Consider the following 25,486-nt stretch of genomic DNA (forward strand, 5'->3'; position numbering starts at 1 on the left):
GCCGCATTTCTCTCTCGAAATTCCAGCGAACGCCATGAAAAATATCTTCCGCCTTCTTTGCCTTCTCGGCCTGCCGATGGCCGTGCATGGCGCCCCGCGCGCGAACGACTTTCCTACCGTGGACCGCGTGCTGTACGTGCAGGAATGCATCGCAGCGCATCCGGACGCCGGTAACTTCGAAATGACGAACAAGTGCTCTTGCGCGCTCGACGCGCTGGCCAAGGAAATCAAGTATTCGGAATACGTGGACCTGAGCACCGCGGCCAAGGCCACCACCATCGGCGGCGAACGCGGCGGCTATATTCGCGACTCGGAAAAACTGCAGGCCGACATCAAGCGCTATAAGGCGCTGCAGGCCAAGGTGAACAAGGGCTGCTTCATCGGCCCTCCCACCGCGCGTTGAGCCGCGGCCTGGGCGCATCGCCATGACGGGCACCGCAACACCTGTGCGCACCGGGATTGCCGCGGTCTTGCTCTTCTGCACGTCGGCCGGGGCTGCACCCTTCGCCTACATCACGAACCAGGGCAGCCACGACGTATCGGTGATCGACCTTGCATCGCAGCAAGTGGTGGCCACTGTGCCGGTGGGCCGGTCGCCGGCGGGCGTGGTGGCGTCCAGCCGCGCCGGCCGGGTCTTCGTGTCCAACCCCGACAGCAAGACGATCTCTGTCATCGACATGCGCCTGCAGAAGGTCGTGAACACGCTGCCAGCCGGGGACGGCCCGGTCGGCATCGACATCTCGGGCGACGGAAAGCGCCTGTACGTGGCCGACTGGTACAGCAGCCGGCTGCTGGCGTTCGATGCGCAGGCTGCCAATGCCGCAAAACCCCTGGCGTCGATCGCGGTCGGCCGCGCACCCGCCGGCGTGGCCGCTCATCCTGACGGCGCCACCGTGTTCGTGGCCGAGCGCGACGACGACAGCGTGGCCGTGGTCGACGCCCATGCGCGGCGCGTGCTGGCACGCGTGCGCGTCGGCAGCCATCCGTTCGCGCTGCTCTACGACGCACCGCGCACCCGGCTCTATGCGCTCAACGTGCAGAGCAACGACGTCTCCGTGGTCGACATGCGCGACATTCAACGCCCAGCGGTCATTGCCACCGTGAAGGTGGGCAAGGCGCCTTACGGCGCGGCGCTGGCGCAGGGCGGCACGCTGCTCTACGTGACCAACCAGCACGAAGACACGGTCAGCGTGATCGACGCCGCTTCGCTGAAGGTGCTGCGCACCCTGCCCGGGTTCGCGTACCCCGAAGGCGTTGCCGCCCACGCCGACCGCGTGTACGTCGTGAACTGGATGGACGACAACGTGCAGGTGCTCGATGCCGCGAGCGGACAGAAGCTCAAGACCATTGCCACGGGACAGAACAGCCGCGGGTTCGGCGCCTTCATCGGCGCGCCGATGGAGCACTGAATTTTTTCTTCTCGACCGCCTTTCTCATTCTTCATCACGGACGTTTCCATGCCGACACATCCTTCCAGCCGACGGGCCCTCTCTGTCCTCCTCGCATCCGTTCTCATTGCCGCATCGGCCCCAAGCTTGGCCCACGGGCCCACGCGCCAGAAGGTGAGCGAGAAAGTCAGCATCGAGGCGCCGGCCGATGTCGTGTGGGCGAAGATAAAGAACTTCAATGCGCTGAAAGACTGGCATCCCGCGGTGGCCGACAGCCCCGCCGACAAGGGCAATGCCGAAGGGTCGGTGCGCACCCTCAAGCTCAAGGATGGCGGCACGCTGGTCGAAACGCTCGAAAGCTACGACGAGGCTCAAAAGAAATACAGCTACCGCGCGAAAGACGGCGGCGCGCTGCCGGTCACCAACTACACCTCCACTCTCACCGTGGTGGCCGATGGCGGCAAGTCCGTCGTCGAATGGCGCGGCGCCTTCTACCGCGGCTATCCCAACAACGATCCGCCGCCCGACAAGAACGACGAAGCCGCCATCAAGGCCGTCACGGGCGTCTACCGCGGCGGGCTCGCCAACCTCAAGAAGATGATGGAGTCGAAGTAGCCCAGGCACCGGACACCACACACCATGGGCAACGAAGAACAACTCGAAGACTGGCGCCGCCTCGCGCTGCGCGTCGAGAGCGAAGTCGCGAAGGCGGTCATCGGGCAGACCGGGACGATCCGCCTCATCAACGTGGCGCTGTTCGCGCGCGGCCACGTATTGCTCGAAGGCGACGTGGGGGTCGGCAAGACCACGGTGCTGCGCGCCTTCTCGCGCGCCATCGGCGGCGACTTCGAGCGCGTGGAGGGCACGGTCGACCTGATGCCCGGCGATCTGGTCTATCACACCTACGTCGACGCGCAAGGCCGGCCGCGCATCGACCCGGGACCGCTGCTGCGCCACGGCGAGCGCCTGGTCACCTTCTTCTTCAACGAGATCAACCGGGCCCGGCCGCAGGTGCAGTCGCTGTTGCTGCGCGCCATGGCCGAGCGCACGGTCTCGGCCTTCGACCGCGAGTACAGCTTTCCGCACATGACGGTGTTCGCCGACCGCAACAAGGTCGAGCGCGAGGAAACCTTCGAGCTGGCTTCCGCAGCGCGCGACCGCTTCATGTTCGAGCTGAACATGCCCAAGCCCAGCGACCGGGGCATTCGCCAGTCGCTGGTGTTCGACACGGCGTACCACGACACCGAAGGCCTGATCGACAAGGTGGCTCCCGCCATCCTGCCCTGGGACCGGCTCAATGCCATCGCCGCACAGGTGCAGCGCTGCGTGCGCGCCAGCGAGACCATCGAGCGCTATGTGCTCGACGTGTGGGAGGCCACCGAGGCGCCGCAGAAGTTCGGCATCCGGCTCGACAACGTGGACATGGACCGCCTGATCCTCGCCGGCGCCAGCCCGCGCGGCATGAGCGCACTGCTGCGCGCGGCGCGCACGGTCGCCTGGCTCGAGGGGCGCTCGCACCTGGAGCCGGCTGATCTTGCAGCGGTGCTGCCCTCGGTGCTCGGACACCGCGTGTTCTTCACGCCGGTGTACGAGTTGCGCCGGGCCGAGCTGTCCGAAGCACTGATTGCCCAGATCATGGACAAGATCGCTGCGCCCTGACTGCGCCTCCACCCCATGGACCGCGTCGACGAATTCCACTACCGGCTGCCGCGCCGCTTCGGCGGCTGGCGGCCCGGCGCGCAGCGCGGGTTGAGCCAGGGCAGCGGACAGGAATTTGCCGCGCACCGGCGCTTGTTCGACCATCCCGATCCGCGGCGCATCGACCTGCGTGCCAGCGTGCGTGATGGCCGTGGCGACTGGCTGGTGCGCATTCACCGGCTGCGCGTGGCCATTCCCGTGCACGTGGTGGTGGACGTGTCGGCCTCGATGCATTTCGGCGCCGAGCGGCGCAAGCTCGACGTGGTGGCCGACCTGGTCGAAGCGCTGGGCTACAGCGCGTTTCGCGCCGGCGATACCGTCGGCCTGCTGGCCTTCGACCAGCGCGAGCGCGAAGACCTCTTCGTGCCCGCGCGGCACAGCCGCGGCAACGGCAGCCTGATGGCGCGCATGCTGCGCGACTGCCGCGCCACACCCGGTGCTCCCCTCACGGACGACAGCGCGCTGGCAGGTTTGCGCCGCGCCACCGAACGCCTGGTCGGCCGCGGCGGACTGGTGTTTCTGGCTTCCGACTTTCACTGGCCGATTGCCGCACTTGGAGAATTGCTCGAACAGTTCGCGCCGGCCTGCGTCGTTCCGCTGGTGGTCTGGGACCCGGCCGAAACCGAGCCGCCGGATGCGCGCGCACTGGTCGCCTTGAGCGATGCCGAAACCGGCGTGCGGCGCAGCCTGTGGATGCGCGAATCGCTGCGCACGCGGTGGCGCGACGCGGTCGCGACGCGGCGCACCGAGCTCACCGCCCTGTTCGAGGCGCACGGCATGCCGCCCTTTCAGCTGCATGGCCGCTTCGACGCCGAGGCGCTCACGCGCTATTTCCTGGAGACGACGGCATGAACCGGCTCCATGCGACCGTGCTGATGCTGGCCATGGCGGCCGGCGCGGCAACCGCAGCCACCGTCGAGCAGCCGCGCGCCTTCGGCCATGTGATCGGCGACGTGCTCACGCAGCGCGTGCTGCTCGAGCAGGCCGGCCAGCCGCTGCAGCCCGCCGCATTGCCCAGCACGGCGCGGATCGATCTCTGGCTGGAACGCAGGCCATCGCGCATCGAGACCGATGCCCAGGGGCGGCGCTGGCTGGCCATCGACTACCAGGTCATCAACGCCCCGCGCGCGCTGACCGCCATCTCGTTGCCGGCGCTCAGCATCGCGACCGCGTCCGGCCCGGCGCTGGCGCTGCCTGCCTGGCCGATCAGCATCGGACCCCTGACACCGCTTGAATTGCTGGCCGAAGGCGACCTGCAGCCGCTGCGGCCGGACCGCCCCGTCGCGGCGCTTCCCACCTTTGCCGTCGAACAGCAACTGAAGTTCTCGCTCCTTGCGCTGCTGGCGGTGCTCGCGGCGTGGCTCGGCTGGTGGGCGTGGCGCAACCGGCGCGAAGCGCAGCAGCTTCCATTCGCGAATGCCTGGCGCGAACTGAACCGGATCGACGATCCGGCGAGCCCCGAAGCCTGGCGCGTGGTGCATCGCGCGTTGAACAGGAGCGCCGGCCGCGTGGTGCACGGCGCGAGCCTGCCGCAACTGCTGGCCGACGCGCCTTACCTGCGCCCGCTGCAGCCGCGCCTGGAGGATTTCTATCGCGAGTCGACGCGGCGCTTCTTCTTTGCCGAGAGCGCTGCCGCGTCGGCCCAGCCACAAGCCGCCTACCCGCTCAAGCCGCTGTGCCGTGCCCTGCGCAATGCGGAAAAGCGCCACAGGCATTGACCGCGCCACCATGCGATTCGACCTCGCCCAGCCCTGGATGCTCATGCTGCTGCCGCTGGCGTTGCTGCCGCTGCTGCGCAGGCGCAGCGACACGCTGGGCTTCTCCTACCTCGCCTGGCTGCCGGCCGATCGGGTCGGCCGCCTGGTGGGTTTTCTGTGGCGCGCCTTTGCGGCGGGCGCCATGGCTTTCACGGTGCTCGGTCTCGCGGGGCCGGGGCAATCGGGCGCCGTGGTCGAGCGCCCCGGCCGCGGCGCGGAGGTGCTGATCCTCATGGACCGCAGCAGCAGCATGGACGCGACGGTCCACACCAACGGCCTGCAGACCGCGGGCCGCATGTCGCAAGAACCCAAGGCCAAGGTGGTGCGCGACCTGCTGGGCGAATTCGTCGCCAAGCGGCCCGACAACCGGTTTGCCTTCATGACCTTCAGCACGGTGCCGATCGCGGCGGTGCCCTTCACGCAGAAGACCGACACCGTGCAGGCCGCGCTCGCCGCCACCGCCATCGGCCGCGGCCTGCCCGAGACCCGCATGGGCGCCGCGCTGCTGGCCGCCATCGAGGAATTCGAGGGCCGCAGCTATTCGGGAAGTCGCGTGATCCTGATCGTCTCGGATGGCGGGGCCCAGCTCGACGAAGCCACGCGCCAGCGCGTCCATGCCGGGCTCGCGCGCGAGAAGATCGGCCTGTACTGGATCTACGTGCGCAGCGGCCCGAACTCGCCCAACCTCAACACCGAGACGGTGTCGGCCTACGGCCTCGGCGAAGAACTCGCGCTGCACCAGTTCTTCAAGACGCTCCGCACCCCCTATCGGCTCTACCAGGTGGACGATTCCAATGCCATGGCGGCGGCCATGGCCGAGATCGACCGGCAGCAGAATTTTCCGCTGACCATTCATGAGCGGGTGCCGCGGCAGGACCACGGCGCCGCGTTCTATCTGGCGGCGATGCTGTGCTGCGCGGGCCTGCTCGCCTGCCGCGCGGTACAGCTGCAGAGCTGGCGGAAAGACGCATGAAACGACGTACGGTTCACCTGGTCTTCGGCGTCATGAGCCTGTGCTGCGCCGGCGTGGCGCTGGAGCGCGGGCTGCGCCTGCGCCATGCAATGGACCTGAACGCCGAGATCGCCCGCATCGCCGCCGCACCGGTAGGCAGGGACGCGGCGCCCGCGCCCGTCTCGGCGCCGCGCCAGCTGCAATTGGCCCAGGCGCTGGCGCTGTCGCAAGCCGGCGCGCACGACGCCGCGCTCAAGGGCTTTGCGCCCCTGATCCAGAGCGGTGAACGCGACCCCGTCGCGCAGCAGGCGCTGTTCAACCTGGGCAACATGTACCTGCGCCAAGGCATGGCGCAAGAGGCCGGCGCGCTGCCCCTGTTCGAACTGGGCAAGCAGCGGCTGCGCGACCTGCTGCGCGCCGCGCCGCAGGACTGGGACGCGCGCTACAACCTGGAGCGCGCGCTGCGGCTCGCGCCCGAGGACCACGAAGCCTTTTCCGCCGAGCAGCAGCCCGCGCACGAGCAGCGCCGCGTCCGGGTTCCGGGCTTCGTCGCCGGAGATCTGCCGTGACACCTGGGTCGCTGCCTCGGCGATGGCTTTCCGCCGCGAGGCGCTTCGGCGGCAGCAGTGGCAATGGGCCGCTGGTGCTCGCCCTGCTGCTGCTGGCGCTCGCCGTCTGGCCGCCGCGCGTGCAGTTGCAGCGCCCGGTATTCAACTGGCAGGTGAGCTTCGACATCACGCAAAGCATGAACGTCAAGGACGTCGAGCTCGACCATGCGGCCGTCAGCCGGCTGGCGCTCGCGCGCGCAGCCATGCGCGACGTGCTGGGCGCGCTGCCCTGCGGCTCCAAGGTGGGCTGGAGTGTTTTTGCCGATTACCGCTCGGTGGTGATCCTCACGCCGGTCGAGGTCTGCAGCCACTACGAAGAGCTGCTGGCCTCCCTCGAGCGCATCGACGGCCGCATGCGCTGGGCCAACGCCAGCAACATCAGCAAGGGCGTGACCTGGGCGGTGCGCGGGGCCCGCAGCGTGGGGCCGGACACCAGCTTCGTCTTCATCAGCGACGGGCAGGAATCGCCGCCGCTGCGCATCAACGAGACACCGCCGATGACGGACATCAAGCCCGGCGAGGTGAAGGGCTGGCTGATCGGCGTGGGTGGCGACGTGCCGGTGCCGATCCCCAAGACCGGCAGCAACGGCGAACCCGCCGGCTACTGGCGGGCCGACGAGGTGGTGCAAGGCTCCGCCATCGGCGGCACGCTGAACCACGAGCATCTTTCGGAGCTGCGGCAAGACCACCTGCGTTCGCTGGCCGAACTGGTCGGCGTGAACTACCGGCGCCTGAACACGCCGGAGGCACTGATGACGGCCATGCTGGACCGCCGCTACGCACAGCACATGCCGGCGGACGCGGACGTGCGGTGGATTCCCGCGCTCCTGGCGCTGCTGCTTCTGGTGTGGCGGTTCGCGCCGGATCTGGGTTGGCTGCGCGAGCGGCGGCCGGTGAAGCGGGACAAGAAGGCGATCGACCGCCTGCCGCCGCGCGGCCTCACGCGTCCGGCGTGACGAGTGCAGCGGAGAGCCGCCGCGAATTGGCCGGATCGCGAAACACCAGCGGATGTTCCGTCGGTGCCGCCGGGTCGCGCGCCGCGGCACGCTCCACCGCCTCCACCACGCGGTAGTGGTCCGGGCTCTTCACGCACACCGGGTCGGCGGCGGCGGCATCCTGCGCCAGCAGGTAGGCCTGGCAGCGGCAGCCGCCCAGGTCCTGCTCGCGCTGATCGCAGCTTGCGCAGGGCTCCTTCATCCAGCCGGTGCCTCGGTAGCGGTTGAAGCCCTCCGAGTCGAACCAGATGTCGCGCAGGCTGTGCGCCTTCACGTTCGGAAACTCGAGGCCCGGCAGCATCCTGGCGGTGTGGCAAGGCAGCGCCGTGCCGTCGGGCGCCACGGTGAGGAACATGCTGCCCCAGCCGTTGACGCATTTCTTGGCCTTGCCCTCGTGGTAGTCGGGCGCCACGAAGAAGATCCGCATGCGCTCGCCCAGCCGCTTGCGCCAGGCATCGGTCACCTCCTCGGCGTGGCGCAGCTGCTCGTGCGTGGGCAGCAGCTGGTCGCGGTTGACGAAGGCCCACGAGTAGTACTGGGTGTTGGCCAGCTCGAGGTACTCGGCCCCCATCTCGTGCGCCATCTCGATGATGCGGTCGATGTGGTCGATGTTCATGCGGTGGATCACCACGTTCAGCACCATCGGCCAGCCCTGGTCCTTGATGATCTTCGCCACCCGGTTCTTCAGCTCGAAGGTCTTGGTGTGCGAGAGAAAGTCGTTCATCTGGCGCGTGGAGTCCTGGAACGACAGCTGCACGTGGTCCAGGCCTGCGGCCTTGAGCGCCGCGGCGCGCTGGGCCGTGAGGCCGACGCCGGAGGTCAGCAGGTTGGTGTAGTAGCCCAGGCGCGCGGCCTCGGCGATGATGATCTCGAGATCGTCGCGCAGCAGCGGCTCGCCGCCCGAGAGGCCGCATTGCACCGCGCCGAGCTCGCGGCCTTCGCGCAGCACGCGCAGCCAGTCCTCGGTGCCCAGCTCGTTCTCCTGCTGCGCGAAGTCGACCGGGTTGAAGCAGAACACGCAATGCAGCGGGCAACGGTAGGTGAGCTCGGCCAGCAGCCAGAGCGGCGGTCCGGGCCGTGGTGCCGCGGTGGTCATGGGGCGTCCCAGCGCAGCCAGTTCTGCTGCGCCGCCATTTCGACGAAGCCGCGCACCTCGGGTTCGAGCCCCGTGGTGTCGAAGGCTTGCTCTAGGTCGGCCACGATTTGCGCAACGCTTCGCTCGCCGTCGCAGCGCTTCATGATCTCGCCCGCGCTGCCGTTGAGCCGCACCATGCCCTCGGGGTAAAGGAGCACATGGCATTCTTGCGCTGGCTCCCATTGCAGGCGAAAGCCGGGGCCGACGCGGGGCTTGCTTTCGGCGGTGAGCATGGTCTGGGTTCCGCTCATGCGCTGTTCACGCCATAGCGCGTTGCCATCGCATCGTTCATGGCCCAGAGGATGTCGAGCTTGAACTGCAGTACCTCGAGCGCGCGCTCCTGCAGCGCGCGGGTGTCGAAGTGGTCGAGCGTGATGGACAGGCCCTGCTCCACGTCGCGCCGGGCCTGGCTCACGCGGTTGCGGAAGTAGGTCAGGCCGGCCGGCTCGATCCAGCCGTAGTGCTCGGGCCACGTAGCGAGGCGCTGCTTGTGGATCTCGGGCGCGAAGAGTTCGGTGAGCGACGAGCACACCGCCTCCTGCCACGGCGCGCGGCGCGCGAAGTTCACGTAGGCGTCGACCGCGAAACGCATGGCCGGCACCACGTGGCGCAGGTCGAGCACTTCCTCGCGCGAGAGGCCCACGGCCTCGGCCAGGCGCAGCCAGGCTTCGATCCCGCCCTCGTCCTTGATCCCGCCGAGCTCGAAGCCGTCATGGTCGAGGATGCGCTGCACCCAGCCGCGCCGCACCGCGGGATCGGGACAGTTCGAGATCACCGCCCCGTCCTTGATCGGAATCGCGATCTGGTAGTAGAAGCGGTTCGCCACCCAGCCGCGGATCTGCTCGGGCGTGGCCCGGCCGCTGTTGAGCATGACGTTGAACGGATGGTGAATGTGATAGCTGCGGCCGCGCTCGCGCAGCTTGGCTTCGAATTCCTCGCGGCTCCATGCCGGCGCGGATTTGTCGTTGCCCGCGGCCGTGCGAAACGGGTCCTGGATTCTGTCGGCGTGCATGGTGTCGCGCTGTGCGCTTTCAGAGTTGAATCGTCATCCCGTCCTCGCAAGGCTCGATGCCTGCGCGCCTGAGCGCCGCATGCTCTTCGGAATCTTCGTCGAGGATGGGGTTGGTGTTGTTGATGTGGATCAACATGCGCCGCTTGGTGGTCGGGGGCAGCCGGGACAGCCATTCGATCATTCCGCCCTCGCCCGACTGAGGCAGGTGGCCGATCTCGCGCGCGCGCTTTGTGCCGACGCCCAGGCGCACCATCTCGTCGTCGGTCCAGAAGGTTCCGTCGACCATGACCGCATCGGCGTTGGACATGGCGTCGAAAACGGGCGGCGTGATGGCGCCCAGGCCCGGCGCGTAGAACAGGCTCTTGCCGCTCTTGCGATCGAGGATGGTCACGCCGATGTTGTCGCCCGCCACCTGATGCTCGCGGTGCGGCGAATACGGCGCGGCCTTGCCGGTCAGCGCCAGCGCGCGAAAGCTCAGGTCGGGCACGCCGGGCACCTCGAAGGCGCGGCCGTCGAGCGCGATCGGGTGGCGGGCCACGCCGCAATAGTGCGAGAGCACGCGCAGCACGGGATTACCCTGACTCAGGTCCTCGGCGACCGGGTCAGTGCACCACAGCGGCAGCGGCGTGCCGCGCTCGCGCAGCATGAAGAGGCCGGTGGCATGGTCGATCTGTCCGTCGATCAGCACCGCGCCGGCAATCGCGGTGTCGCGCATCGCGCGCGCCGGCTGCAGCACCGGGCTGCTGCGGATCTGCTCCAGGATGTCGGGCGATGCGTTGAACAGCACGCCGTCGATGCTGTCGTCGGACCGCACGAAGATGGAGGACTGGGTGCGCGGCTTGGCGCGCACCGTGCCCGCGCGCACGCCGGCGCAATTGGGGCAATTGCAGTTCCACTGCGGAAAGCCGCCGCCAGCGGCCGAGCCCAGAACGGTGATGCGCATGGAAGAGAAAGAAAGAGAAGCGGAGAGAAAGAGAGGGCTCGAAACAACCCGCCCCGGGAGTGCCGGGGCGGGTTGTCAAGAGGCGCGCAATTCAGCGGGCGCTGACGTACATCGTGATCTCGAAGCCGAAGCGAAGATCAGTTGCCGTCGGGGTTTCCCATTTCATAGTGTCTCCTGAAAAGATTGCACAGCGCCACGTGGCGGCTGCGGGAACTTCGTGCTCCGGTACGCATATTGAACCCATGAACCGCTGGGACCTAGCCGTGAAATCATGAATGGGACTTCATGATTTTCATGAATAGCGGCCATGGGGTCACCGCGTACCATGGCCCCCGTGCTTCCTACCGGCCTGTACCCCGAATCTCCGCCCTGGCGAACCCATGCATTGGCGGTCTCGCACGGCCACGTCCTGCATGTAGAAGAAAGTGGTGATCCGGCGGGCATCTGCGCCGTGGTGCTGCACGGCGGGCCCGGATCGGGCAGCTCGCCGCTGCTGCGCCGCTTCTTCGACCCCGCGCGATACCGCGTGATCGCCATCGACCAGCGCGGCGCCGGCCGGAGCCGCCCGCGCGGTGCGACGACGCACAACAGCACGGCCGATCTGCTGGACGATCTGCGGCACGTGCGCGAGCACCTCGAAGTGCCGCGCTGGCTCGTGGTCGGCGGCTCGTGGGGCGCCACGCTGGCACTCGCACACGCGGCATCCGAACCGCAGGCGGTGGCGGCCCTGCTGATGCGCGCGGTGTTCCTGCCGCGGGCCGAAGACATCAAGGCTTTCTTCCAGGACACGGCTGCCCGCGCGCCGGCTGCATGGGCGCATTTCGCGTCCGTGGCGCCGGCCGGCCAGCGCCACGACATGCTGGGCTTCCTGGCTCGCGGCCTTCTGAACGCATCTTCCGGCGATGAGAATCGTCCCCGGCGGCTTGCCCTTGCCTGGTGGCACTGGGAACAGACACTGGCGCGTGGCGCGGAGATGCCGACCGATGGGCCGCCGCCCATTGAAGCCGAACCCGATCGCGACACGCTCGACGCGCTGGTCGACCGCTACCGGGTGCAGAGCCACTATCTGCAGCACCGCTGCTGGCTCGATGCGCCTCCGCTGCTCGAGCGCCTTGGCGCGCTGCCGCAGGTTCCCACCCTGCTCCTTCATTCGCGCGACGATCGCATCTGCGGCCCCGAAGGCGCACAGGCGGTGCACGACCGCATCGCGCACAGCCAGCTGCGGTGGGTCGATGGCGCGGGGCACGACCCCTCGCATCCGGCCATGGCCTCCGCCATGGTTGCCGCGCTCGACAGCTACGCGCGGCACGGCCGCTTCGGCGACGGACCCGCGCCATGACGCTGCGCCTGAAGATCAACCTCATCGTCAGCCTGCTGACGCTGCTGTTCGTCGCAGCAATGCTCGCGCTTCAGCTGCGCGCCATGCGCGAATCGGTGCACGAGGAAGTCGTGGCGGCGAACCGCGTGGCCGCGCAGTTGCTCAACCGCACTGCCTGGCTCTATGCGGCCCAGGGCACGCCGGCGATGCTGTCGTTCCTGCAGGGCGTGGGGCGCGTGCGCTCCAACGACATCACGCTGCTCGACAACGACGACCAGGTGCTGTACAGCTCGCCGGTATCGGTCTACAAGGCCGGCCGGGATGCGCCGGACTGGTTCGCCGGCCTCGTCTCGCCGCCGCCTTCGCAGCTGTCGATCGCCTTTCCCGGCGGCCGGTTGATGGTGCGTTCCAACGCGTCGCGCGCCGTGCTCGATGCCTGGGACGATTTCGTGCTGCTGATGCTCAGCGCGCTCGGCTTGCTGGCGGTGGTCAACGCAGGCGTGTTCTGGCTCGTGGGCCGCGCGACGCGCCCGTTCGCCGACATCGTCGATGCGCTGAACCAGCTCGAGAGCGGGCGCTTCGACGTCGCGCTGCGCGCCCTGCCCGGCACCGAGGCCGCGGCCATCGGCGCCGCCTTCAACCGCATGGTGGGCATGCTGCAGCAGCACATCGAGACCGAGCGGCGTGCGGTGCGGGCCGAAAGCCGCCTGTCCGAAAGCCGCGAACTGGGCCGCTGGGTCGACCAGAAGATCGAGCAGGAACGCCGCCTCATCGCACGCGAGCTGCACGACGAGCTGGGGCAGTCGGTCACCGCGATGCGCAGCATGGCCCTGTCGATCGCGCAGCGCGTGCAGGCGCTCGATCCGCAGGCGGAACAGGCGGCGCGGCTGATTGCTGAGGAATCGGCGCGCCTTTACACCGCCATGCACGGCATGATCCCGCGCCTGACACCGTTGGTGCTCGACAAGTTCGGCCTGGTGGCTGCCCTCGAAGACCTGGTCGAGCGCACGCGCAACAGCCATGGCGGGGTGGAGATCGAGTGGCGCCTGGAGATCGAGCTCGACCGCCTGCGGCTCGATACCGACACGGCGCTGGTCCTGTACCGCGCCGCGCAGGAAGGCATCACCAACGCGCTGCGGCACGGCGAGGCGCACCGGATCGTGCTGGCGCTCGCGGGCGACGAACACACGGTGAATCTCACGCTCACCGACGACGGCCGGGGCCTTCCCGGCCCTGAAGCCGCAAGGGAAACCAGCGTGGGGCACTATGGCCTGCGGTGGCTCGCCGAGCGCATCGACAGCCTGGGCGGCGAACTGCGCCTTGAACCCGCCGTGCCCAGGGGCGCCCAATTGAAGGTGCGCCTGCCCTTGCCGGCGGCCACCACGGAGAACGCATGAACCAAGCGGAGCAGACGATTCGAGTGATGCTGGTCGACGACCATGCGCTGGTGCGCATGGGCTTTCGCATGCTGCTGGCCGACGCGCAGATCGAGGTGGCGGCCGAAGCCGACACCGGCGAGCAAGCCTGCCAGGACTATCCGCAGGTGCGGCCCGACCTGGTGGTGATGGACCTATCGATGCCCGGCATGGGCGGCCTGGAGGCGCTGCGCCGCCTGCTCGCCCATGACCCGAAGGCACGCGTGCTGGCCTTGTCCGCGCACGAGGACACGATCCATCCACGCCGCGTGCTGCGCGCGGGCGCCCTGGGCTACCTGGCCAAGCGCAGCGCACCCGAGGCGCTGATCGCCGCCGTGCGGGCCGTGGCGCGCGGCGAGCGCTACATCGACGCGACCACCGCGCAGGCGCTCGCCACGGCGCAGATCGAAGGCGAAGCCAACCCGGCCGACCTGCTCAGCGAGCGCGAGTTCTCGGTCTTCATCCAGCTCGCGCGCGGCATGACCGTGGCGCAGATCGCGAGCACGCTGAACCTCTCGCTCAGCACGGTGGGCTCGCACCTGTACCGCGTGAAGCAGAAGCTGGGCGCCGTCAACCAGGCCGAGCTGACGTGGGTGGCGCTGCGGTGGGGGCTGATTCAGGTGTAGCGCATCGACGCACGGCCCGTGCGGCTCAGGCGCGCTCGAGAATCGGCCAACCGGCTTCCAGCGCACGGGCGCGCAGGCGCCCGTCCGGGGCCACTGCCACCGGGTCGGACACCGCCTCCAGCAGCGGCAGGTCGCTGGTCGAATCGGAATAGAACCACGACCGCTCGAGCGCCTCGAGGCGCGTGTCGTGCAGTGCCAGCCACTGGTTGACGTGCATCAGCTTGTGCACGCCGAAGCACGGGTCGCCGTCGATGCCGCCGTCGAGCGTGTCGTCGATGACCAGCGAGCGCGTCGCCAGCACGTCGGCCACGCCAAATATGCGGCCGAAGGGCTCGGCGATGAAGCGGGTGGTGGCGGTCACGATGGCGCAGAGGTGGCCTGCATCCTGGTGCTTTTTCACCAGAGCACGCATCGGCTCGGGCACGCGCGGCGCCATCTCGGCCTCGAACTCCGCGGCCCACTGCCGGAGCTGGGCCATGCCAAAGCTTGCAAGCGGCGCGACGCTGGCGCGATGAAGTTCGCGGATGTCCAGCGTGCCGTCCACGTACTGCTGGCAATAGCCCAGGTAGACCGTCTCGGCATCCGCCGGAAGCACGCTGCGCGCCACCAGGAAGCGCGTCCAGGCCATGCCGCTGTCGAACGGGATCAGCGTGTGGTCGAGGTCGAACAGCGCGAGCTTCATCGCGGAAATGGCGTCGAAGCGCGCCCGCCTCAGGCAGCCGAAGCCGCGTGGGCCTGAGGCTGAACCGGCGGCCTCAGCCGGGATGGGACTTGAGGGAGCTGCAGCTGCGCCGGCAGCACGCCGCGCAGCGCATTGCACACCACCAGCTTCTGTGCCGCCTGCAGGTCTTCCAGCGACAGGCTGCGCTCCGTGGCCTCCCATATCGAGTCTTCGATCAGCACGCCGCGCATCACGCCAGGCAGTGCACCGTCGGCAACAGGCGGCGTCCACCAGCGCCCGTCGATGCGCGCGAACACCGTGCTGCGCCCTCCTTCGACGAGCCGGCCGTCCTCGGTGAAGAACAGGCTGTCGAAGGCACCGGCGCGCTCGGCGGCGCGCACGCCGGCATCGTAGTGCTGGCGCACGGTGGTCTTGTGCGCGGCCAGCGGGTTGGCATTGGGCAAGCGCTGGCTTGCGATCAGGAGCTTCACCGCGCCGGGCGGCAAAGGCGGCAGCGCCGAATGCGTGATGCCGATGCGCCCGTCGTGCGCAAGCGCCAGGCGCAGGCGCGACGGCTGGCCGGGGGCGAGCGCGGGCAGCGCACTCCGCAGTGCCTCCATCGCGGCATCGCGGTTGAACTCGAAACCCAGCACACGCGCGCTGCGCGCCAGCCGCGCCAGGTGCCGCTCCAGATAGCGGATGCCATCGCGCGGCGTGGCCAGCATGGTTTCGAACAGTTCGAAGCCGGGATCGAGCGCCGTCAGGAAACGCGCCTTGAGCAGGCATTCCTCGAACTCGTCGGCCGCGTTGCTGTCCTGCACGATGCCGGCGCCAATGCCCAGGCGCAGCGGCCTCGCGCCTTCCGATTCCGCGCCGAGCGTGAGCGTGCGAATGGCCACCGAGAGACAGAAGTCGCCGATGGACGCGCCCTCTGCCGGCGCATCGATCCAGCCAATGGCGCCGCAGTAGAGGTCGCGCGGCGTGCTCTCGAGCTGGGCGATCCACTCCATGGTGCGGTGCTTGGGCGCACCGGTGATCGAGCCGCAGGGGAACACCGCGCGCAACAGCTCGGGCATGCCCACTCCTGGACGCAGCGCCGCCTGCACGGTCGAGGTCATCTGGAACACCGTGGCGTACGGCTCGATGGCAAAGAGCGTGGGCACCTTGACCGAGCCGGTGCACGCCACGCGGCCGATGTCGTTGCGCAGCAGGTCGACGATCATCACGTTCTCCGCCCGGTTCTTGGTGTCGACCGAAAGCAGGCGCGCCATCTCGCTGTCGCCCTCTGGCGCATCGACGCGCGCCGCGGTGCCCTTCATGGGGCGTGCCGTGAGCACGCCGCCGTCGTGGCGCAGGAAGAGCTCGGGCGAGCACGAGAGCACGTGGGTGACGTCGCCTTCGTTGCTTTCGGGCAGCGCGATCAGCGCGCCGTAGGCCACGGGCTGCCGCTCGCGCAGGCGCCGGTACAGCGCCACGGGCGAGCCGTAGCTCCGGCCATTCAGCCGGTAGGTGAAGTTGACCTGATAGGTCTCGCCCGCGGCGATGGCCTCGTGAATGCGCGCGATGGCGTCGGTGAAGGTGGCCTCGTCGATGCTGGGCTCCAGGTCCATCACGCCAGCGGGCCGGGGGTGGCCGCCGTCGAGCAGCTCGCCGGCCTCGCGCTGTTCGAACTCTTCGAGCCAGCTCGCAGCCTCGCCGGCCGAGAGCCTTTCGCAATCGCGGAACATCAGCACGCGCAGTGCCGAAGCGTTGTCGGCCGCAAGCCGCGTCTGCCCCGCGTGCAGCAGCTTGGCGCCCCATTCGTAGTCGGCCAGCAGCACCGCGTGCAGGCCCTGCCGCAGATCGTCATCGACCCGCGCCCACACGCCGTCGAGGCCGGCCGCATCGGTGCACCGGTGCTCGCGGACGAAGCCGGTGTGCAGCCGGCTGGTGGGCCGCTCGGGGGTCGAGCCGCAGTCGTCGAGGAGCGCAAAGGAAGGCACGGTCAGCTCCAGTCGTCCATATCGTGCTTGATGCGGTGCCGGTTGGCAATCAGCTCTTCCACCGACGGCTCGCTGTTCAGCGCGCGGCGGATCGCGAGCTTGGTGGCTTCATAGTTGGTGCGGTACATGTCTTTCTTGTCGAGGTCCTGGTCCTTGGCGCAGCGCGGATCGATCCACACCAGGCTGATGATGCACAGCGTATTGGCGTGTTCCTTGGGAATGATGCCTTCGATCAGGCAATCCACCACCGCATCGGCCGTGGCGCTCTGCACCACGCCACCGAACAGGTCGATATTGGCCACGTCCTTCAGCGTGACCTTGGGCACCATGATGGTCGCCGGCCGCACGAGCTGGTTGCAGGCGCGAATCGCGAACATCGCGGTGTGGCCCTTGCTCTGCGCCATCATGTTGGCAAAGGCCTGGCCCACCGGGCCGTCGGTCGCACCGATCAGGATCTCCGGCATGGCGTCGGTGAACTGGCCTTCCCTGGCGAGCACGGTGGCTTCGCCGGCATGAAAAAGATAAGGATGCGTCATAAACACTCGAGGTTAAAAGCTTGGGAAGGGAGTCATAGGCACACGATCAGCTCGCCCTTGCCATCGGCCGAAAGATCGCCCAGGTGGCGCTCGATGCGGCGTGCCGGCAAGTCGCTGAACAATCCGCCGTGGCGCGCAAGGTCTCGCGCCAGCAGCGCCCAGAACACCGGCGTTGCGGCGCGGTTCGGCACGAAGGTCAGCGCTGTTCCAATGCCTTCCGGCAAGGCCGCTCCGGCCTCGGCGAAGACGATACTGCCGCGGCGCATGCCAAAGCCCGCATGCGCGCCGACGTTGCCACCCACGCCGATCGTACCCGCCACCATGCGCGAGCCCAGGAAAGCGCCCGCGCCGCCATGTACGAGGGCGGTGCCGCGCCGCATGCGGTCGCCGAAGCGCTCGCCCGCATTGCCATGGACGACCAAGGTGCCGCCGCGCATGCCGTCCATGCTGCCGGGCATGGTGCTGGCGGCAAAGTCGCCGACGTTGCCCTTCACATCGATGCTGCCGCCGGCCATTTCGCAGGCGGCCAGGAGGCCCGCATGGCCCTCGATGCGCAGCTCGCCGCCGCGCATGCAGCCGCCCGCGTAGTGGCCTGCGTGGCCCTCGACGCGGATGCTGCCGCCGTCCATCTGCCAGCCGATGCGGTCGAAGCGCTCGAGGTTCCCTTCGAAGCGAAGCACGCCCTCCTCGCCCGGCGCAACGTCGAACAGTTCGGCCAGCGCCAGCATCTCGTTGCCATGGCCCACAGGCAGCTGTTCGACCTGGGCGGACGAGAGTTCCGCGAGCGCCGCCGGCGTGATGCCGCGCAAGTCGACACGCAATGCCGGCGCCTGCCGCAGCCTGAAATGCCATCCGCTCATGAGGCATCTCCCGCTGTGCCGAGCAGCCTGTGCAGATGGAAGTGGAACGGGCCCAGCTTGCCGCCATAGTTACCCGCCGAGATGCGCAGCAGCCCCCCGGCGGGGCCGATGCCGATGGCCGCCTCCATGCCGACGCGCATGGCCGCGGCCACGTCCGCTTCGGCCAGGCCGTCGATCACGATTTCCATCACGCAGCCGATCTCCTGTGCGGAATCGCCGCCACTCGCCAGTTCGCTGTGAGGCACCAGCCCGACGAGGCTGGGGCAGAACGCATCGTTGGTCGAGGCGTTCAGGTTCGCATAACGGCTGCCGACCTTCGAGCCCGAGCGCACCACACCGCCCGGAAAAGGCATGATCACGTTGGACAGCCGCTTCATCGCCGCCACTGCGGCCTCGGCGGCGGCCAGCGCGCCATCGGTGTCGCGCGCCAGCAGCAGCAGGTTGCCGCCACCCACGGCCTTCACCACGGGCGTGTCTTCCTGTGCGACGAACTCGCCGTCCATCACCGGCACGCGCCAGTAGCGCACGCCGTCGATCACTTTCGAGATCTGCCAGCCGTCGCCGAAGAAGCGCAGGTTCTTGCCGAGCGCCGCCACGTCGCTGCCCGCTCCCTTCGGCAGGCCCGCGAACACGGCCGTGGTCGGGCAGGTCAGCACGCACTGGCCGACGCGGCGCTCGAGCTGCTTGCCAAGCTCCTTGCCCGACATGGAGAACATCAGCACGCTCACGCCCGGCCGGCCATCGGGCGTTTCATGCTGGCCGAGTTCGCGTTCGATGCCGGCCTCGCAGCCGCAGGCGATCACCGAGGTTGCGAAGCCGGTGGCCGACACCGCGGCGTGGCGCGCCCACTCGAGCGTGTGGGCCGTGATGAGGATGCGCGTGGCCTTCATCGGAAAGGCTTCGGCAAAGGTCTCGTCGATGACGACGCCGTTGCGCTGCACAGATGATGGCGCCGTCATGCCGCACCCGCCTTCATGACGACGCCTCCTGGAAGCACGCAGCCGGCAGCAGGCGCCCGCCGTTGCAGCATTGGCACAGCTCGTCGTGGCCGATGGCGATGTGGTCGAAGTTGACCGAACCCTGCGCCGCAAGATGCCGGCGCAGGCGCTGCTCGATGCCGCGGTCGTAGTCCGGCGCGACGAAGTGCGTGCCGCCCACCGGCGCCGCCGTGACGCGCCCTGCGCGCGACACCAGCACGCCGTCCTTGAACACGTATTCGGGGGTTGCGAACATGGCTTCGCGGTCGGAATTCTCGCGGTACACCGCAATGTCGGCCGCGGCGCCCGCGCCCAGGTGGCCGCGATCGCGTAGGCCCAGCAGGCGCGCGGGGCCGGCACGGGTCATGATGGCGATCTCGTAGAGCGAGAGCTCGCGCGCGATCGAGCGCAGCGCGGCCTGCGCCGCCACCTCGGGGTGCAGCTTGGCCAATTGCTCCTCGCGAAAGCTGCGGTCCATCAGCAGGCGGATCAGATGCGGATAGCTCGTGAACGGGCCGCCGTTGGGATGATCGGTGGTCAGCACCACGCGCCACGGATCGTCGACCAGCAAGAAGATCTCCAGCCCGATGACCCACTGCAGCGCGTTGACGTAGCTCTGCTCGCGGTAGCGGAACGGCACCACGCCGCAGCCGGCTTCGCATTCGATGTCGGCGCCGATCCACTTGCGCGGATCGGCCAGGCCCGACTGCGCATGCTGGCGCATCGTGTCGCCGGAGGCCGTGACGGTCTGGCCGAACATGATCTGGCCCACGTCGATGCTGACGTTCTTGTTCGCGTTCACCACTTCCGCAAGCTGCAGCGCGGCCGACGAGAACTTCTTCGGCCCTTCGGTGCCGTAGGCGTGGAACTGGATGTGCGTGAGGTGCCCGGGCAGGCCGTCCAATGCGGCGATGGTGTCGAGCGTGGACTGGATGTTGCCGGCCACGCCCAGGTTGCTGCCGTGGATGTGCAGCGGATGCGGCACGCCCAGTTCGCGCAGCGCACGGGCCAGCGTGTGCACCACCTGCCGCGGCGTGACCTGCCAGTGCACGTGGTTCTCGTCGACGTCGAGCCTGCGCTGGTTGAACTTGAAGGCCGAGATCCCGCCGGGGTTCACCACCTTCACGCCCATCGCCTTGCTGGCGTTGATGGTCCAGCCCGCGTAGTCGCGGATGCGCTCGAAATCCCAACGCTCGGCCAGCATGCGCAGAAACAGTTCGTCGTTGCCGAGCATCACGTAGGCGCCATGGTCCAGGATGGGCGTGTCGCCCATCTCCATGTGCGTGTGGCGCGCATTGCACGCCATCATGGCCGGCTCGAAGGCCGCCGTGTAGCCCATCTCCACGTAGCGGTAGCCGGTGGCCAGCGTGCCGGGCGTGCAGGTGCCGCAGGAGGCCAGCTCCAGCACGTTGTCGGGCAGCGCCACGGGGTTTGCATTGGCGCGGTGGTCTTCGGGCAGCAGCATGCGCGCGAGGTTGACCTTGCCGCCGCCGATGTGGGTGTGCATGTCGATGCCGCCCGCCATCACGATACAGCCGCCGATGTCGATCTCCTCGGTGGCGGCTTCGTGCGGCGCCAGCTCGACCATGCGGCCGTCGCGCACGTACAGGTCGCGCACCTCGTCGCAACCGTTCGCAGGGTCGATGACGCGGCCGCCGCGCAGGCGAAGTGTGGCCGTCATTGCACGCGCTCCATCTTCTTTGCCTTGACCGCATGCACCAGGCGCCGGACCACGTCGCCAACGCTGGGCAGCCCGTCCTCGTACAGCGGCCGCAGCGGCATCATCACCGAGCCGTCGGTGCGGAACAGATGGCCACCGGAACCGATGCCCGGCGTCGATACGGGAATGAAAACGCCTTCGGCCGCGCCCTGCGGCAAGCGCATGGCCGGATGGCCGAGCACGATGCGCGGCACGTCGCTGGCTGGCGGCGCGGGCTCGGGGCCGTAGCTCGACACCCACAGCAGCGTGTCGGCTGCGCCATCCGCCAGCAGCCGCTCCGCGTCGAAGCACAGCGGCTCGTGCTCGAGACCCAACGGCCCGGCGCGCGAGCGCAGCGGCAGGCCCGACAGCCAGGCGAACACCTGGTTCACGGTGGAGGCGCCATCGCCGCCGCCCAGCGGCAGCGAGGCAGCGCGCGTGCTGCGGTTGAGCGTGCCGACGATGCGCTGGATGGCCTCGATGATGAGGGCACCCTGGGCAGGCAGGCGGGCCGACTCGTACACCAGCACCGCATAGCGGGCCGCCTTCAGGCGCGCCGACAACGCCGCCAGTTCGGCAGGCACGCGATCGTCGTCCGTCCGGATGCGGCCCGCCACGAGCGCGGCAAGCAGGGACACGGTGTCGAACAGGTCGCCGTGCGGGGGCAATGTCTCGATGGCCAGGTCGTTGCGTTCCCCCGCGCCACAGCGGTGGAAGAATTCAGGGTAATGCGCCGTGGGCTCCTCGGTCATGCAGACGATCAGGTCGGCCCGCGTCCGCACCTCCGCCAGCGTGGTGCTGAAGCCGCCGCGATCCTGCAATGCGCGCAGGCCATGCATCAGCGCCTTTCCCTGCGCGGGGTCGCAGATGGCACCTGTTTCGCAAGCCAGCGCATAGAGGGCCCGCGCACCGGCGACGTCGGTGCCGAGGCCGCCGAACAGGGGCTGGCGGCTGGCGGCCAGCAGCGAGGCGGCGGCGGCCACGGCGGTGTCGTGATCGCAGTCGCGGCCATCGACCCGTGGCTGGTCCGCGCTGGCGTTGGCATCGAAATTGGCCAGGCCATTGCGCGCACGCGGGCAATCGCTGCCCGTGAGCGTCAGCGGCGTGCCGGGCGGCCCGATGTCGACGCCGAAGGTGTCGCACAACAAGGGACAGAACGGACAGGTCCACGGGGCATTGCCGGGCTGCGTGGCAGTGTCGAAATCATTCATGGGCAGGCAACCACGCAAGCCATGTGCCATTCAGCCGCGAGGCCGTGCGCCTAGGGGTAGCGCCCTATGACACACAGTTTGTGAGACATAGTGTTGCGCTTTTGGCGGTCAATGCGTGCCGACGGGGGCCTCCGGCGGGGCATGCGAGCGCCATCGGGGATGGCACGGTTCGTGAGTGCAGCGGGTTGATGGCATGCCTCAACCACCCCCGTTGCGCCACCCCCGGCAGATCAGCGGCGCACGCGCGGCAGTTGCAGGTCGTGCAGCGCGCTGGCCACCAGCCAGGCATCGGCGCCGGCCGCGCTGGCACGCGCCAGATCGTCCTCGCTGCGAATGCCGCCGGCACCGATCACGGTGGCGCCCGGTGCCAGGCGCCTCACCTCCTGCAGGGTTTCCAGGTCGGGCCCCGCGCCGGAACCCACGCGCTCGAGCGTCATGACAATCAGCCGCTCCGGCCACAGGTCGACCGCGTCCCAGCAGCCGGCGTGGTCCAGGCGCTGGCCGTCGCGCCGGTCCAGCGACAGCGCGGCGCCCAGTTGGCCTTCACCAGCGCCGTCTTCGTCCATGGCAAAACAGCGCTCCAGCGCCTCGCGCGAACGCAGCGATTCGCTGCCGAACACCAGCACGATGCGCGAGGCGAATGGCGCCAGCTGGCTGCGCAGCGCCTGGCCGGCGGCGGCATCGGCCAGGCCCGCATCGAGCCACAGCTCGACCTCGGGCAGCGCCCGCAGCAGATCGGCCAGCACCGCGATCTGCACCGGCCCGCCCTGCAGGGCGTCGAGGTCGGCCACATACAGCTGCCGCGCCGCGCAGTGGTCGCACAGGATGCGCGCCACCGTCACCGGGTCGCTGCTGGCGCACAACGCCGACACGATCGGCCGGTACGCCTTGCGGTCGCCGCGCACGGCCCTCACCACCTGGCCCTGCAGCAGGTCGACAACGGGGATCAGGTTCAGTTCGGAAGTCATGGGGAAGAGCCCGGAAAGTGGATGATGAAATGACGACACGCGTTTTTGTTTACGAGTATCTCAGCGGCGGCGGCTGGAGCGACTACGGCGACGATGCGGCCGCCGACGAGCTGTTGCCGTTGGGCCTGTCGATGCGCGATGCCATGGTGGCGGACCTGCGGCGCGCTGCCGATTGTTCGGTCTCGGCGGCGGTCTGCGAACCGGGGAACACCCTGCCCGCCGGCGCGGTGCCGCTGCGGCCGCGCACCAACGAATCGGCCTTCGACTTCGTGGCGCGGCAAAGCGCGCTGCACGACCTGGTGTGGCTGGTGGCACCCGAAACGGACGGCCTGCTGGCGCGCTTTCAGCGCACGGTGGGCAACGCGCGCTGGCTCGGATGCAGCGTCGAAGCCATCGAGCTCACGGCGGGCAAGAAGGCCACGCTCGCGCACCTGGCCGCCCACGGCGTGCAGACGACCCTGGCCTTTGCCGATGCGCCCGATATCACGCGCTGGGTGGTCAAGCCCGACGATGGCGCGGGCGGCGTGGCCACCCACGTGCACACCCGTCATGCGGATGCTCGGGGCGACATGGCACGGCGAACGGAGGCAGGCGCCACCTTGACCCTCGAGCCCTGGATCGAAGGCGAAGCCCTGAGCCTCTCGCTGCTGTGCACGGCGCAGAATGCCGAAATGCTGAGCATCAACCGCCAACGCATCTCGATCGACGCGCATGGACGACTGTCCTTCGATGGCGTGAGCGTCGATGCGGTGGGCCGCGACGATCCGCGCCGGGCTCCCCTGGCGGCGCTGGCCCAGCAGGTGGCGCGCGCCATCCCCGGACTGCGCGGTTTCGCGGGCATCGACCTGGTCTGGCATCCGGAGCGCGGGCCGGTGGTGATCGAGGTCAATCCGCGTGTCACCTGCGCCTATGTCGGGCTCTCCGCGGCGCTGGGGCGCAACCTGGCCGCAGAGTTGCTGGCAGATCGGCTGCACGGGGGCAGCGTTCACGAAAGGGAACTTGCGCGTGCCGACGCCTGAACGCGCCACCATCGGGTGGGACATCGGCGGCGCGCACGTCAAGGCCTGCCTGCTGCAAGGCGGGGAGGTGGTCGACGTCGCGCAATGGGGCTGTCCGCTCTGGCAGGGGCTCGACCATTTGACGCGCGCTCTGCAAGCCGCAGAAGCGCGTTGGCCCGGCCTCGGCGCAGCGAAGCATGCGGTGACCATGACCGGCGAGATGGTCGACCTGTTTCCCGATCGCGAAGCTGGCGTGCGCGGCATTGCTGCAGCGCTGTCGGCAGCGCTTCCCGTGCCGCCGGGCGCCCTGCACTTCTTCGCCGGAGATGCCGGCTGGTGCGCCACCGCCGCCGACGTGGCACGGCTCTGGGAGCACATCGCATCGGCCAATTGGCTCGCCACCGCGCGGCATGCCGCGCTGGTGTTCCCTGAAGGGGTGCTGGTCGACATCGGCAGCACCACCACCGACCTCATCGCCTTCGGCAACGAGGGCGTGCTGACCACCAGCCGCACCGACGCCGAACGCCTCGTGAGCGGCGAGCTCGCCTACCACGGCGTGGTGCGAACCCCGGTGTGCGCGCTGACGCAGCGCATCGAATGGCGCGGCCAGGCACGCCACGTGATGAACGAGTTCTTCGCGACCACGGCCGACGTCTACCGGCTGTGCGGTGAGCTCGACCCGGCGCACGACCTGTACCCGAGCGCCGACAACGCGGACAAGGGCCTGGCCGCCACGCGCCAGCGTCTCGCGCGCATGGTGGGGCTGGACGAGCGCGATGCCTCCGCGGGCGAATGGCTGGACCTTGCGCAGGCCTGGCGCGCCGCACAGGTCGAAGCCATTGCCGCACAGCTGCGCCGCGTGCTGGCCGCGCATGCGCTCTCGCGCGAGGCCGTGATCGTGAGCGCGGGTTGCGGTGCCTTCCTGGTGCCCGACCTGGCCACCGCGGCCGCCGCCGAAACGCCCGGTTCCGTGCCGCGCCGCTTTGCTGCCTATGGCGGCGACGTCGCGAGCGTGGCCCGCCATGCGGCTGCGGGCACCACCACCTGGGCACAGGTGTGCGCACCGAGCGTGGCTGTGGCGGCGCTGTTCGAAAGGGAGCACGACTGATGTGGGTCGTCAAGATCGGCGGCAGCCTTTGTTCCGACCCGGTGCTGCCGCAGTGGCTCGACCTCCTGACGCAGATCGGCGGTGGCCGCGTCACGGTGGTCTGCGGCGGCGGCAGCTTTGCGGACGAAGTGCGGCGCGTGCAGTCGCATTGGCAGTTCAACGACCTGGCTGCCCACAACATGGCCGTGCTGGCCATGGCGCAGACGGCCTACCAGCTGCATGCGCTGAATCCGGGCCTGCAGCTGGCCACGCGCAAGACCGACATCCCCGACCTGCTGCGCCAGGGAAAGACGGCGTTGTGGCTGCCGCTCGAACTGCGCCGCGACCAGCCCGACGAGCGCACCGGCTGGGACGCCACGTCGGACACCATTGCGCTCGATCTGGCGAAACATCTCAATGCCGAGCAGCTGGTGCTGGTCAAATCGTGCGCCATCGATCCGCAGATGACGCTGGCAGAGCTTGGCGATGCCGGCGTGCTCGACCAGCAGTTTGCCGAACAGTCCGATGACGCCGCCTTTCCGATCACCCTGCTTCACAAGAACCAGCTGTCGACCATGCGCGCGCTGTTGCTGGGCGAGGCCACCTTCACGCCCCGCTGACGAACACCGAGGGCGCGGGCGAGACCGCCCCGCGCGAAAA

General features: G+C 69.0%; 28 protein-coding genes. 15 read left to right on the forward strand and 13 right to left on the reverse strand.

The annotated features are described in order from the left end of the window. Window positions 1-34 precede the first annotated feature (34 nt). The 9 genes from ACAM55_RS14740 to ACAM55_RS14780 all read left to right on the forward strand — a co-directional run bounded on the left by ACAM55_RS14740 (window position 35) and on the right by ACAM55_RS14780 (window position 7,359). Complete coding sequence (locus ACAM55_RS14740; protein WP_369652276.1) at window positions 35-403, forward strand: hypothetical protein; 369 nt, start codon at window positions 35-37, stop codon at window positions 401-403. Window positions 404-425: 22 nt separating this feature from the next. Beyond that, complete coding sequence (locus ACAM55_RS14745; protein ID WP_369652277.1) at window positions 426-1,409, forward strand: cytochrome D1 domain-containing protein; 984 nt, start codon at window positions 426-428, stop codon at window positions 1,407-1,409. A 153-nt stretch (window positions 1,410-1,562) separates the two neighbouring features. Next, the gene (locus ACAM55_RS14750; protein ID WP_369652278.1) at window positions 1,563-2,003 is read left to right on the forward strand and encodes an SRPBCC family protein; all 441 of its coding nucleotides are present in this window, start codon (window positions 1,563-1,565) and stop codon (window positions 2,001-2,003) included. A gap of 24 nt (window positions 2,004-2,027) precedes the next feature. Further along, window positions 2,028-3,047: an AAA family ATPase gene (locus ACAM55_RS14755; protein ID WP_369652279.1), complete on the forward strand. Its 1,020-nt coding sequence runs from the start codon at window positions 2,028-2,030 to the stop codon at window positions 3,045-3,047. Window positions 3,048-3,062: 15 nt separating this feature from the next. Continuing rightward, complete coding sequence (locus ACAM55_RS14760) at window positions 3,063-3,938, forward strand: DUF58 domain-containing protein (RefSeq protein ID WP_369652280.1); 876 nt, start codon at window positions 3,063-3,065, stop codon at window positions 3,936-3,938. Beyond that, window positions 3,935-4,804: a calcium incorporation protein MxaA gene (locus tag ACAM55_RS14765; protein ID WP_369652281.1), complete on the forward strand. Its 870-nt coding sequence runs from the start codon at window positions 3,935-3,937 to the stop codon at window positions 4,802-4,804. The genes ACAM55_RS14760 and ACAM55_RS14765 overlap by 4 nt, the downstream gene beginning before the upstream one ends. Before the next feature lie 10 nt (window positions 4,805-4,814). After that, window positions 4,815-5,816, forward strand: a complete 1,002-nt coding sequence (locus ACAM55_RS14770; RefSeq protein ID WP_369652282.1) for a vWA domain-containing protein — start codon at window positions 4,815-4,817, stop codon at window positions 5,814-5,816. Continuing rightward, window positions 5,813-6,364 (forward strand): MxaK protein, encoded by a 552-nt coding sequence (locus ACAM55_RS14775; protein WP_369652283.1) that lies wholly within the window; start codon window positions 5,813-5,815, stop codon window positions 6,362-6,364. Before ACAM55_RS14770 ends, ACAM55_RS14775 begins: the two co-directional genes overlap by 4 nt. Beyond that, window positions 6,361-7,359: a VWA domain-containing protein gene (locus tag ACAM55_RS14780; protein ID WP_369652284.1), complete on the forward strand. Its 999-nt coding sequence runs from the start codon at window positions 6,361-6,363 to the stop codon at window positions 7,357-7,359. Before ACAM55_RS14775 ends, ACAM55_RS14780 begins: the two co-directional genes overlap by 4 nt. On the opposite strand, the gene pqqE is transcribed toward ACAM55_RS14780, so the two are convergent. The 5 genes from pqqE to pqqA form a co-directional block, all read right to left on the reverse strand. Continuing rightward, complete coding sequence (gene pqqE, locus ACAM55_RS14785; RefSeq protein WP_369652285.1) at window positions 7,343-8,494, reverse strand: pyrroloquinoline quinone biosynthesis protein PqqE; 1,152 nt, start codon at window positions 8,492-8,494, stop codon at window positions 7,343-7,345. The genes ACAM55_RS14780 and pqqE overlap by 17 nt on opposite strands. Further along, window positions 8,491-8,784, reverse strand: coding sequence for a pyrroloquinoline quinone biosynthesis peptide chaperone PqqD (pqqD, locus tag ACAM55_RS14790; RefSeq protein WP_369652286.1), 294 nt, complete (start codon window positions 8,782-8,784; stop codon window positions 8,491-8,493). Before pqqD ends, pqqE begins: the two co-directional genes overlap by 4 nt. Continuing rightward, a complete protein-coding gene (gene pqqC / locus ACAM55_RS14795; RefSeq protein ID WP_369652287.1) occupies window positions 8,781-9,545 on the reverse strand; it encodes a pyrroloquinoline-quinone synthase PqqC in 765 nt (254 codons plus the stop codon). Before pqqC ends, pqqD begins: the two co-directional genes overlap by 4 nt. A 19-nt stretch (window positions 9,546-9,564) precedes the next feature. Beyond that, complete coding sequence (pqqB, locus tag ACAM55_RS14800) at window positions 9,565-10,488, reverse strand: pyrroloquinoline quinone biosynthesis protein PqqB (protein WP_369652288.1); 924 nt, start codon at window positions 10,486-10,488, stop codon at window positions 9,565-9,567. Window positions 10,489-10,579: 91 nt separating this feature from the next. Continuing rightward, window positions 10,580-10,654: a pyrroloquinoline quinone precursor peptide PqqA gene (gene pqqA / locus ACAM55_RS14805; protein ID WP_010100094.1), complete on the reverse strand. Its 75-nt coding sequence runs from the start codon at window positions 10,652-10,654 to the stop codon at window positions 10,580-10,582. A 159-nt stretch (window positions 10,655-10,813) separates the two neighbouring features. Here pqqA and ACAM55_RS14810 point away from each other — a divergent pair, with 159 nt between their 5' ends. The 3 genes from ACAM55_RS14810 to ACAM55_RS14820 are packed head-to-tail and all read left to right on the forward strand — an operon-like array spanning window position 10,814 to window position 13,847. Beyond that, on the forward strand, window positions 10,814-11,827 hold the full coding sequence (locus ACAM55_RS14810) for an alpha/beta fold hydrolase (protein ID WP_369652289.1): 1,014 nt from the start codon (window positions 10,814-10,816) through the stop codon (window positions 11,825-11,827). Continuing rightward, window positions 11,824-13,203, forward strand: coding sequence for a histidine kinase (locus tag ACAM55_RS14815; RefSeq protein WP_369652290.1), 1,380 nt, complete (start codon window positions 11,824-11,826; stop codon window positions 13,201-13,203). The genes ACAM55_RS14810 and ACAM55_RS14815 overlap by 4 nt, the downstream gene beginning before the upstream one ends. After that, a complete protein-coding gene (locus ACAM55_RS14820) occupies window positions 13,200-13,847 on the forward strand; it encodes a response regulator transcription factor (RefSeq protein WP_354398823.1) in 648 nt (215 codons plus the stop codon). Before ACAM55_RS14815 ends, ACAM55_RS14820 begins: the two co-directional genes overlap by 4 nt. Window positions 13,848-13,872: 25 nt before the next feature. On the opposite strand, the gene ACAM55_RS14825 is transcribed toward ACAM55_RS14820, so the two are convergent. The 8 genes from ACAM55_RS14825 to ACAM55_RS14860 all read right to left on the reverse strand — a co-directional run bounded on the left by ACAM55_RS14825 (window position 13,873) and on the right by ACAM55_RS14860 (window position 22,741). Further along, window positions 13,873-14,529 (reverse strand): HAD family hydrolase, encoded by a 657-nt coding sequence (locus tag ACAM55_RS14825; protein WP_369652291.1) that lies wholly within the window; start codon window positions 14,527-14,529, stop codon window positions 13,873-13,875. 29 nt (window positions 14,530-14,558) lie between these two features. Beyond that, window positions 14,559-16,490 carry an aminodeoxychorismate synthase component I gene (gene pabB / locus ACAM55_RS14830; protein WP_369652292.1) on the reverse strand — a complete coding sequence of 644 codons (1,932 nt, stop codon included), beginning with the start codon at window positions 16,488-16,490 and terminating at the stop codon, window positions 14,559-14,561. A gap of 2 nt (window positions 16,491-16,492) precedes the next feature. Then, window positions 16,493-17,026, reverse strand: coding sequence for a formaldehyde-activating enzyme (gene fae / locus ACAM55_RS14835; protein WP_369652293.1), 534 nt, complete (start codon window positions 17,024-17,026; stop codon window positions 16,493-16,495). Between the two features lie 32 nt (window positions 17,027-17,058). After that, window positions 17,059-17,886 carry a formylmethanofuran dehydrogenase subunit C gene (locus tag ACAM55_RS14840; protein WP_369652294.1) on the reverse strand — a complete coding sequence of 276 codons (828 nt, stop codon included), beginning with the start codon at window positions 17,884-17,886 and terminating at the stop codon, window positions 17,059-17,061. After that, the gene (gene fhcD, locus ACAM55_RS14845; RefSeq protein ID WP_369652295.1) at window positions 17,883-18,845 is read right to left on the reverse strand and encodes a formylmethanofuran--tetrahydromethanopterin N-formyltransferase; all 963 of its coding nucleotides are present in this window, start codon (window positions 18,843-18,845) and stop codon (window positions 17,883-17,885) included. Before fhcD ends, ACAM55_RS14840 begins: the two co-directional genes overlap by 4 nt. 13 nt (window positions 18,846-18,858) lie before the next feature. Further along, entirely contained in the window at window positions 18,859-20,544 is a 1,686-nt protein-coding gene (locus ACAM55_RS14850; protein WP_369652296.1) for a formylmethanofuran dehydrogenase subunit A, read from the reverse strand. Then, on the reverse strand, window positions 20,541-21,773 hold the full coding sequence (locus ACAM55_RS14855; RefSeq protein WP_369652297.1) for a formylmethanofuran dehydrogenase: 1,233 nt from the start codon (window positions 21,771-21,773) through the stop codon (window positions 20,541-20,543). The genes ACAM55_RS14850 and ACAM55_RS14855 overlap by 4 nt, the downstream gene beginning before the upstream one ends. Before the next feature lie 230 nt (window positions 21,774-22,003). Next, a complete protein-coding gene (locus tag ACAM55_RS14860; RefSeq protein WP_369652298.1) occupies window positions 22,004-22,741 on the reverse strand; it encodes a HisA/HisF-related TIM barrel protein in 738 nt (245 codons plus the stop codon). A gap of 29 nt (window positions 22,742-22,770) precedes the next feature. Here ACAM55_RS14860 and ACAM55_RS14865 point away from each other — a divergent pair, with 29 nt between their 5' ends. From ACAM55_RS14865 to ACAM55_RS14875, 3 genes are read left to right on the forward strand one after another with little or no spacing between them, the layout of a single operon-like run. Beyond that, window positions 22,771-23,760 carry an ATP-grasp domain-containing protein gene (locus ACAM55_RS14865; RefSeq protein ID WP_369652299.1) on the forward strand — a complete coding sequence of 330 codons (990 nt, stop codon included), beginning with the start codon at window positions 22,771-22,773 and terminating at the stop codon, window positions 23,758-23,760. Continuing rightward, the gene (locus ACAM55_RS14870) at window positions 23,747-24,847 is read left to right on the forward strand and encodes a hydantoinase/oxoprolinase family protein (protein ID WP_369652300.1); all 1,101 of its coding nucleotides are present in this window, start codon (window positions 23,747-23,749) and stop codon (window positions 24,845-24,847) included. Before ACAM55_RS14865 ends, ACAM55_RS14870 begins: the two co-directional genes overlap by 14 nt. Next, the gene (locus tag ACAM55_RS14875; RefSeq protein ID WP_369652301.1) at window positions 24,847-25,446 is read left to right on the forward strand and encodes an aspartate kinase; all 600 of its coding nucleotides are present in this window, start codon (window positions 24,847-24,849) and stop codon (window positions 25,444-25,446) included. Before ACAM55_RS14870 ends, ACAM55_RS14875 begins: the two co-directional genes overlap by 1 nt. The last annotated feature ends 40 nt before the right edge of the window (window positions 25,447-25,486 follow it).

This window comes from Variovorax sp. V213, from assembly GCF_041154455.1.
Classification (GTDB): Bacteria; Pseudomonadota; Gammaproteobacteria; order Burkholderiales; family Burkholderiaceae_C; genus Variovorax.

What these genes read in the sequence shown, in the direction of transcription:
- ACAM55_RS14875 (WP_369652301.1), top strand. Translation starts at nt 24,847, where the DNA reads ATGTGGGTCGTCAAGATCGGCGGCAGCCTTTGTTCCGACCCGGTGCTG.
- pqqD (WP_369652286.1), bottom strand. Translation starts at nt 8,784, where the DNA reads ATGAGCGGAACCCAGACCATGCTCACCGCCGAAAGCAAGCCCCGCGTC.
- ACAM55_RS14815 (WP_369652290.1), top strand. Translation starts at nt 11,824, where the DNA reads ATGACGCTGCGCCTGAAGATCAACCTCATCGTCAGCCTGCTGACGCTG.
- pqqE (WP_369652285.1), bottom strand. Translation starts at nt 8,494, where the DNA reads ATGACCACCGCGGCACCACGGCCCGGACCGCCGCTCTGGCTGCTGGCC.
- ACAM55_RS14745 (WP_369652277.1), top strand. Translation starts at nt 426, where the DNA reads ATGACGGGCACCGCAACACCTGTGCGCACCGGGATTGCCGCGGTCTTG.
- ACAM55_RS14825 (WP_369652291.1), bottom strand. Translation starts at nt 14,529, where the DNA reads ATGAAGCTCGCGCTGTTCGACCTCGACCACACGCTGATCCCGTTCGAC.
- ACAM55_RS14755 (WP_369652279.1), top strand. Translation starts at nt 2,028, where the DNA reads ATGGGCAACGAAGAACAACTCGAAGACTGGCGCCGCCTCGCGCTGCGC.
- ACAM55_RS14810 (WP_369652289.1), top strand. Translation starts at nt 10,814, where the DNA reads ATGGCCCCCGTGCTTCCTACCGGCCTGTACCCCGAATCTCCGCCCTGG.
- ACAM55_RS14840 (WP_369652294.1), bottom strand. Translation starts at nt 17,886, where the DNA reads ATGAGCGGATGGCATTTCAGGCTGCGGCAGGCGCCGGCATTGCGTGTC.
- ACAM55_RS14860 (WP_369652298.1), bottom strand. Translation starts at nt 22,741, where the DNA reads ATGACTTCCGAACTGAACCTGATCCCCGTTGTCGACCTGCTGCAGGGC.
- fhcD (WP_369652295.1), bottom strand. Translation starts at nt 18,845, where the DNA reads ATGACGGCGCCATCATCTGTGCAGCGCAACGGCGTCGTCATCGACGAG.
- ACAM55_RS14765 (WP_369652281.1), top strand. Translation starts at nt 3,935, where the DNA reads ATGAACCGGCTCCATGCGACCGTGCTGATGCTGGCCATGGCGGCCGGC.
- ACAM55_RS14740 (WP_369652276.1), top strand. Translation starts at nt 35, where the DNA reads ATGAAAAATATCTTCCGCCTTCTTTGCCTTCTCGGCCTGCCGATGGCC.
- ACAM55_RS14850 (WP_369652296.1), bottom strand. Translation starts at nt 20,544, where the DNA reads ATGACGGCCACACTTCGCCTGCGCGGCGGCCGCGTCATCGACCCTGCG.
- ACAM55_RS14855 (WP_369652297.1), bottom strand. Translation starts at nt 21,773, where the DNA reads ATGAATGATTTCGACACTGCCACGCAGCCCGGCAATGCCCCGTGGACC.
- ACAM55_RS14820 (WP_354398823.1), top strand. Translation starts at nt 13,200, where the DNA reads ATGAACCAAGCGGAGCAGACGATTCGAGTGATGCTGGTCGACGACCAT.
- ACAM55_RS14770 (WP_369652282.1), top strand. Translation starts at nt 4,815, where the DNA reads ATGCGATTCGACCTCGCCCAGCCCTGGATGCTCATGCTGCTGCCGCTG.
- ACAM55_RS14760 (WP_369652280.1), top strand. Translation starts at nt 3,063, where the DNA reads ATGGACCGCGTCGACGAATTCCACTACCGGCTGCCGCGCCGCTTCGGC.
- ACAM55_RS14775 (WP_369652283.1), top strand. Translation starts at nt 5,813, where the DNA reads ATGAAACGACGTACGGTTCACCTGGTCTTCGGCGTCATGAGCCTGTGC.
- pqqC (WP_369652287.1), bottom strand. Translation starts at nt 9,545, where the DNA reads ATGCACGCCGACAGAATCCAGGACCCGTTTCGCACGGCCGCGGGCAAC.
- fae (WP_369652293.1), bottom strand. Translation starts at nt 17,026, where the DNA reads ATGACGCATCCTTATCTTTTTCATGCCGGCGAAGCCACCGTGCTCGCC.
- ACAM55_RS14865 (WP_369652299.1), top strand. Translation starts at nt 22,771, where the DNA reads ATGACGACACGCGTTTTTGTTTACGAGTATCTCAGCGGCGGCGGCTGG.
- pqqB (WP_369652288.1), bottom strand. Translation starts at nt 10,488, where the DNA reads ATGCGCATCACCGTTCTGGGCTCGGCCGCTGGCGGCGGCTTTCCGCAG.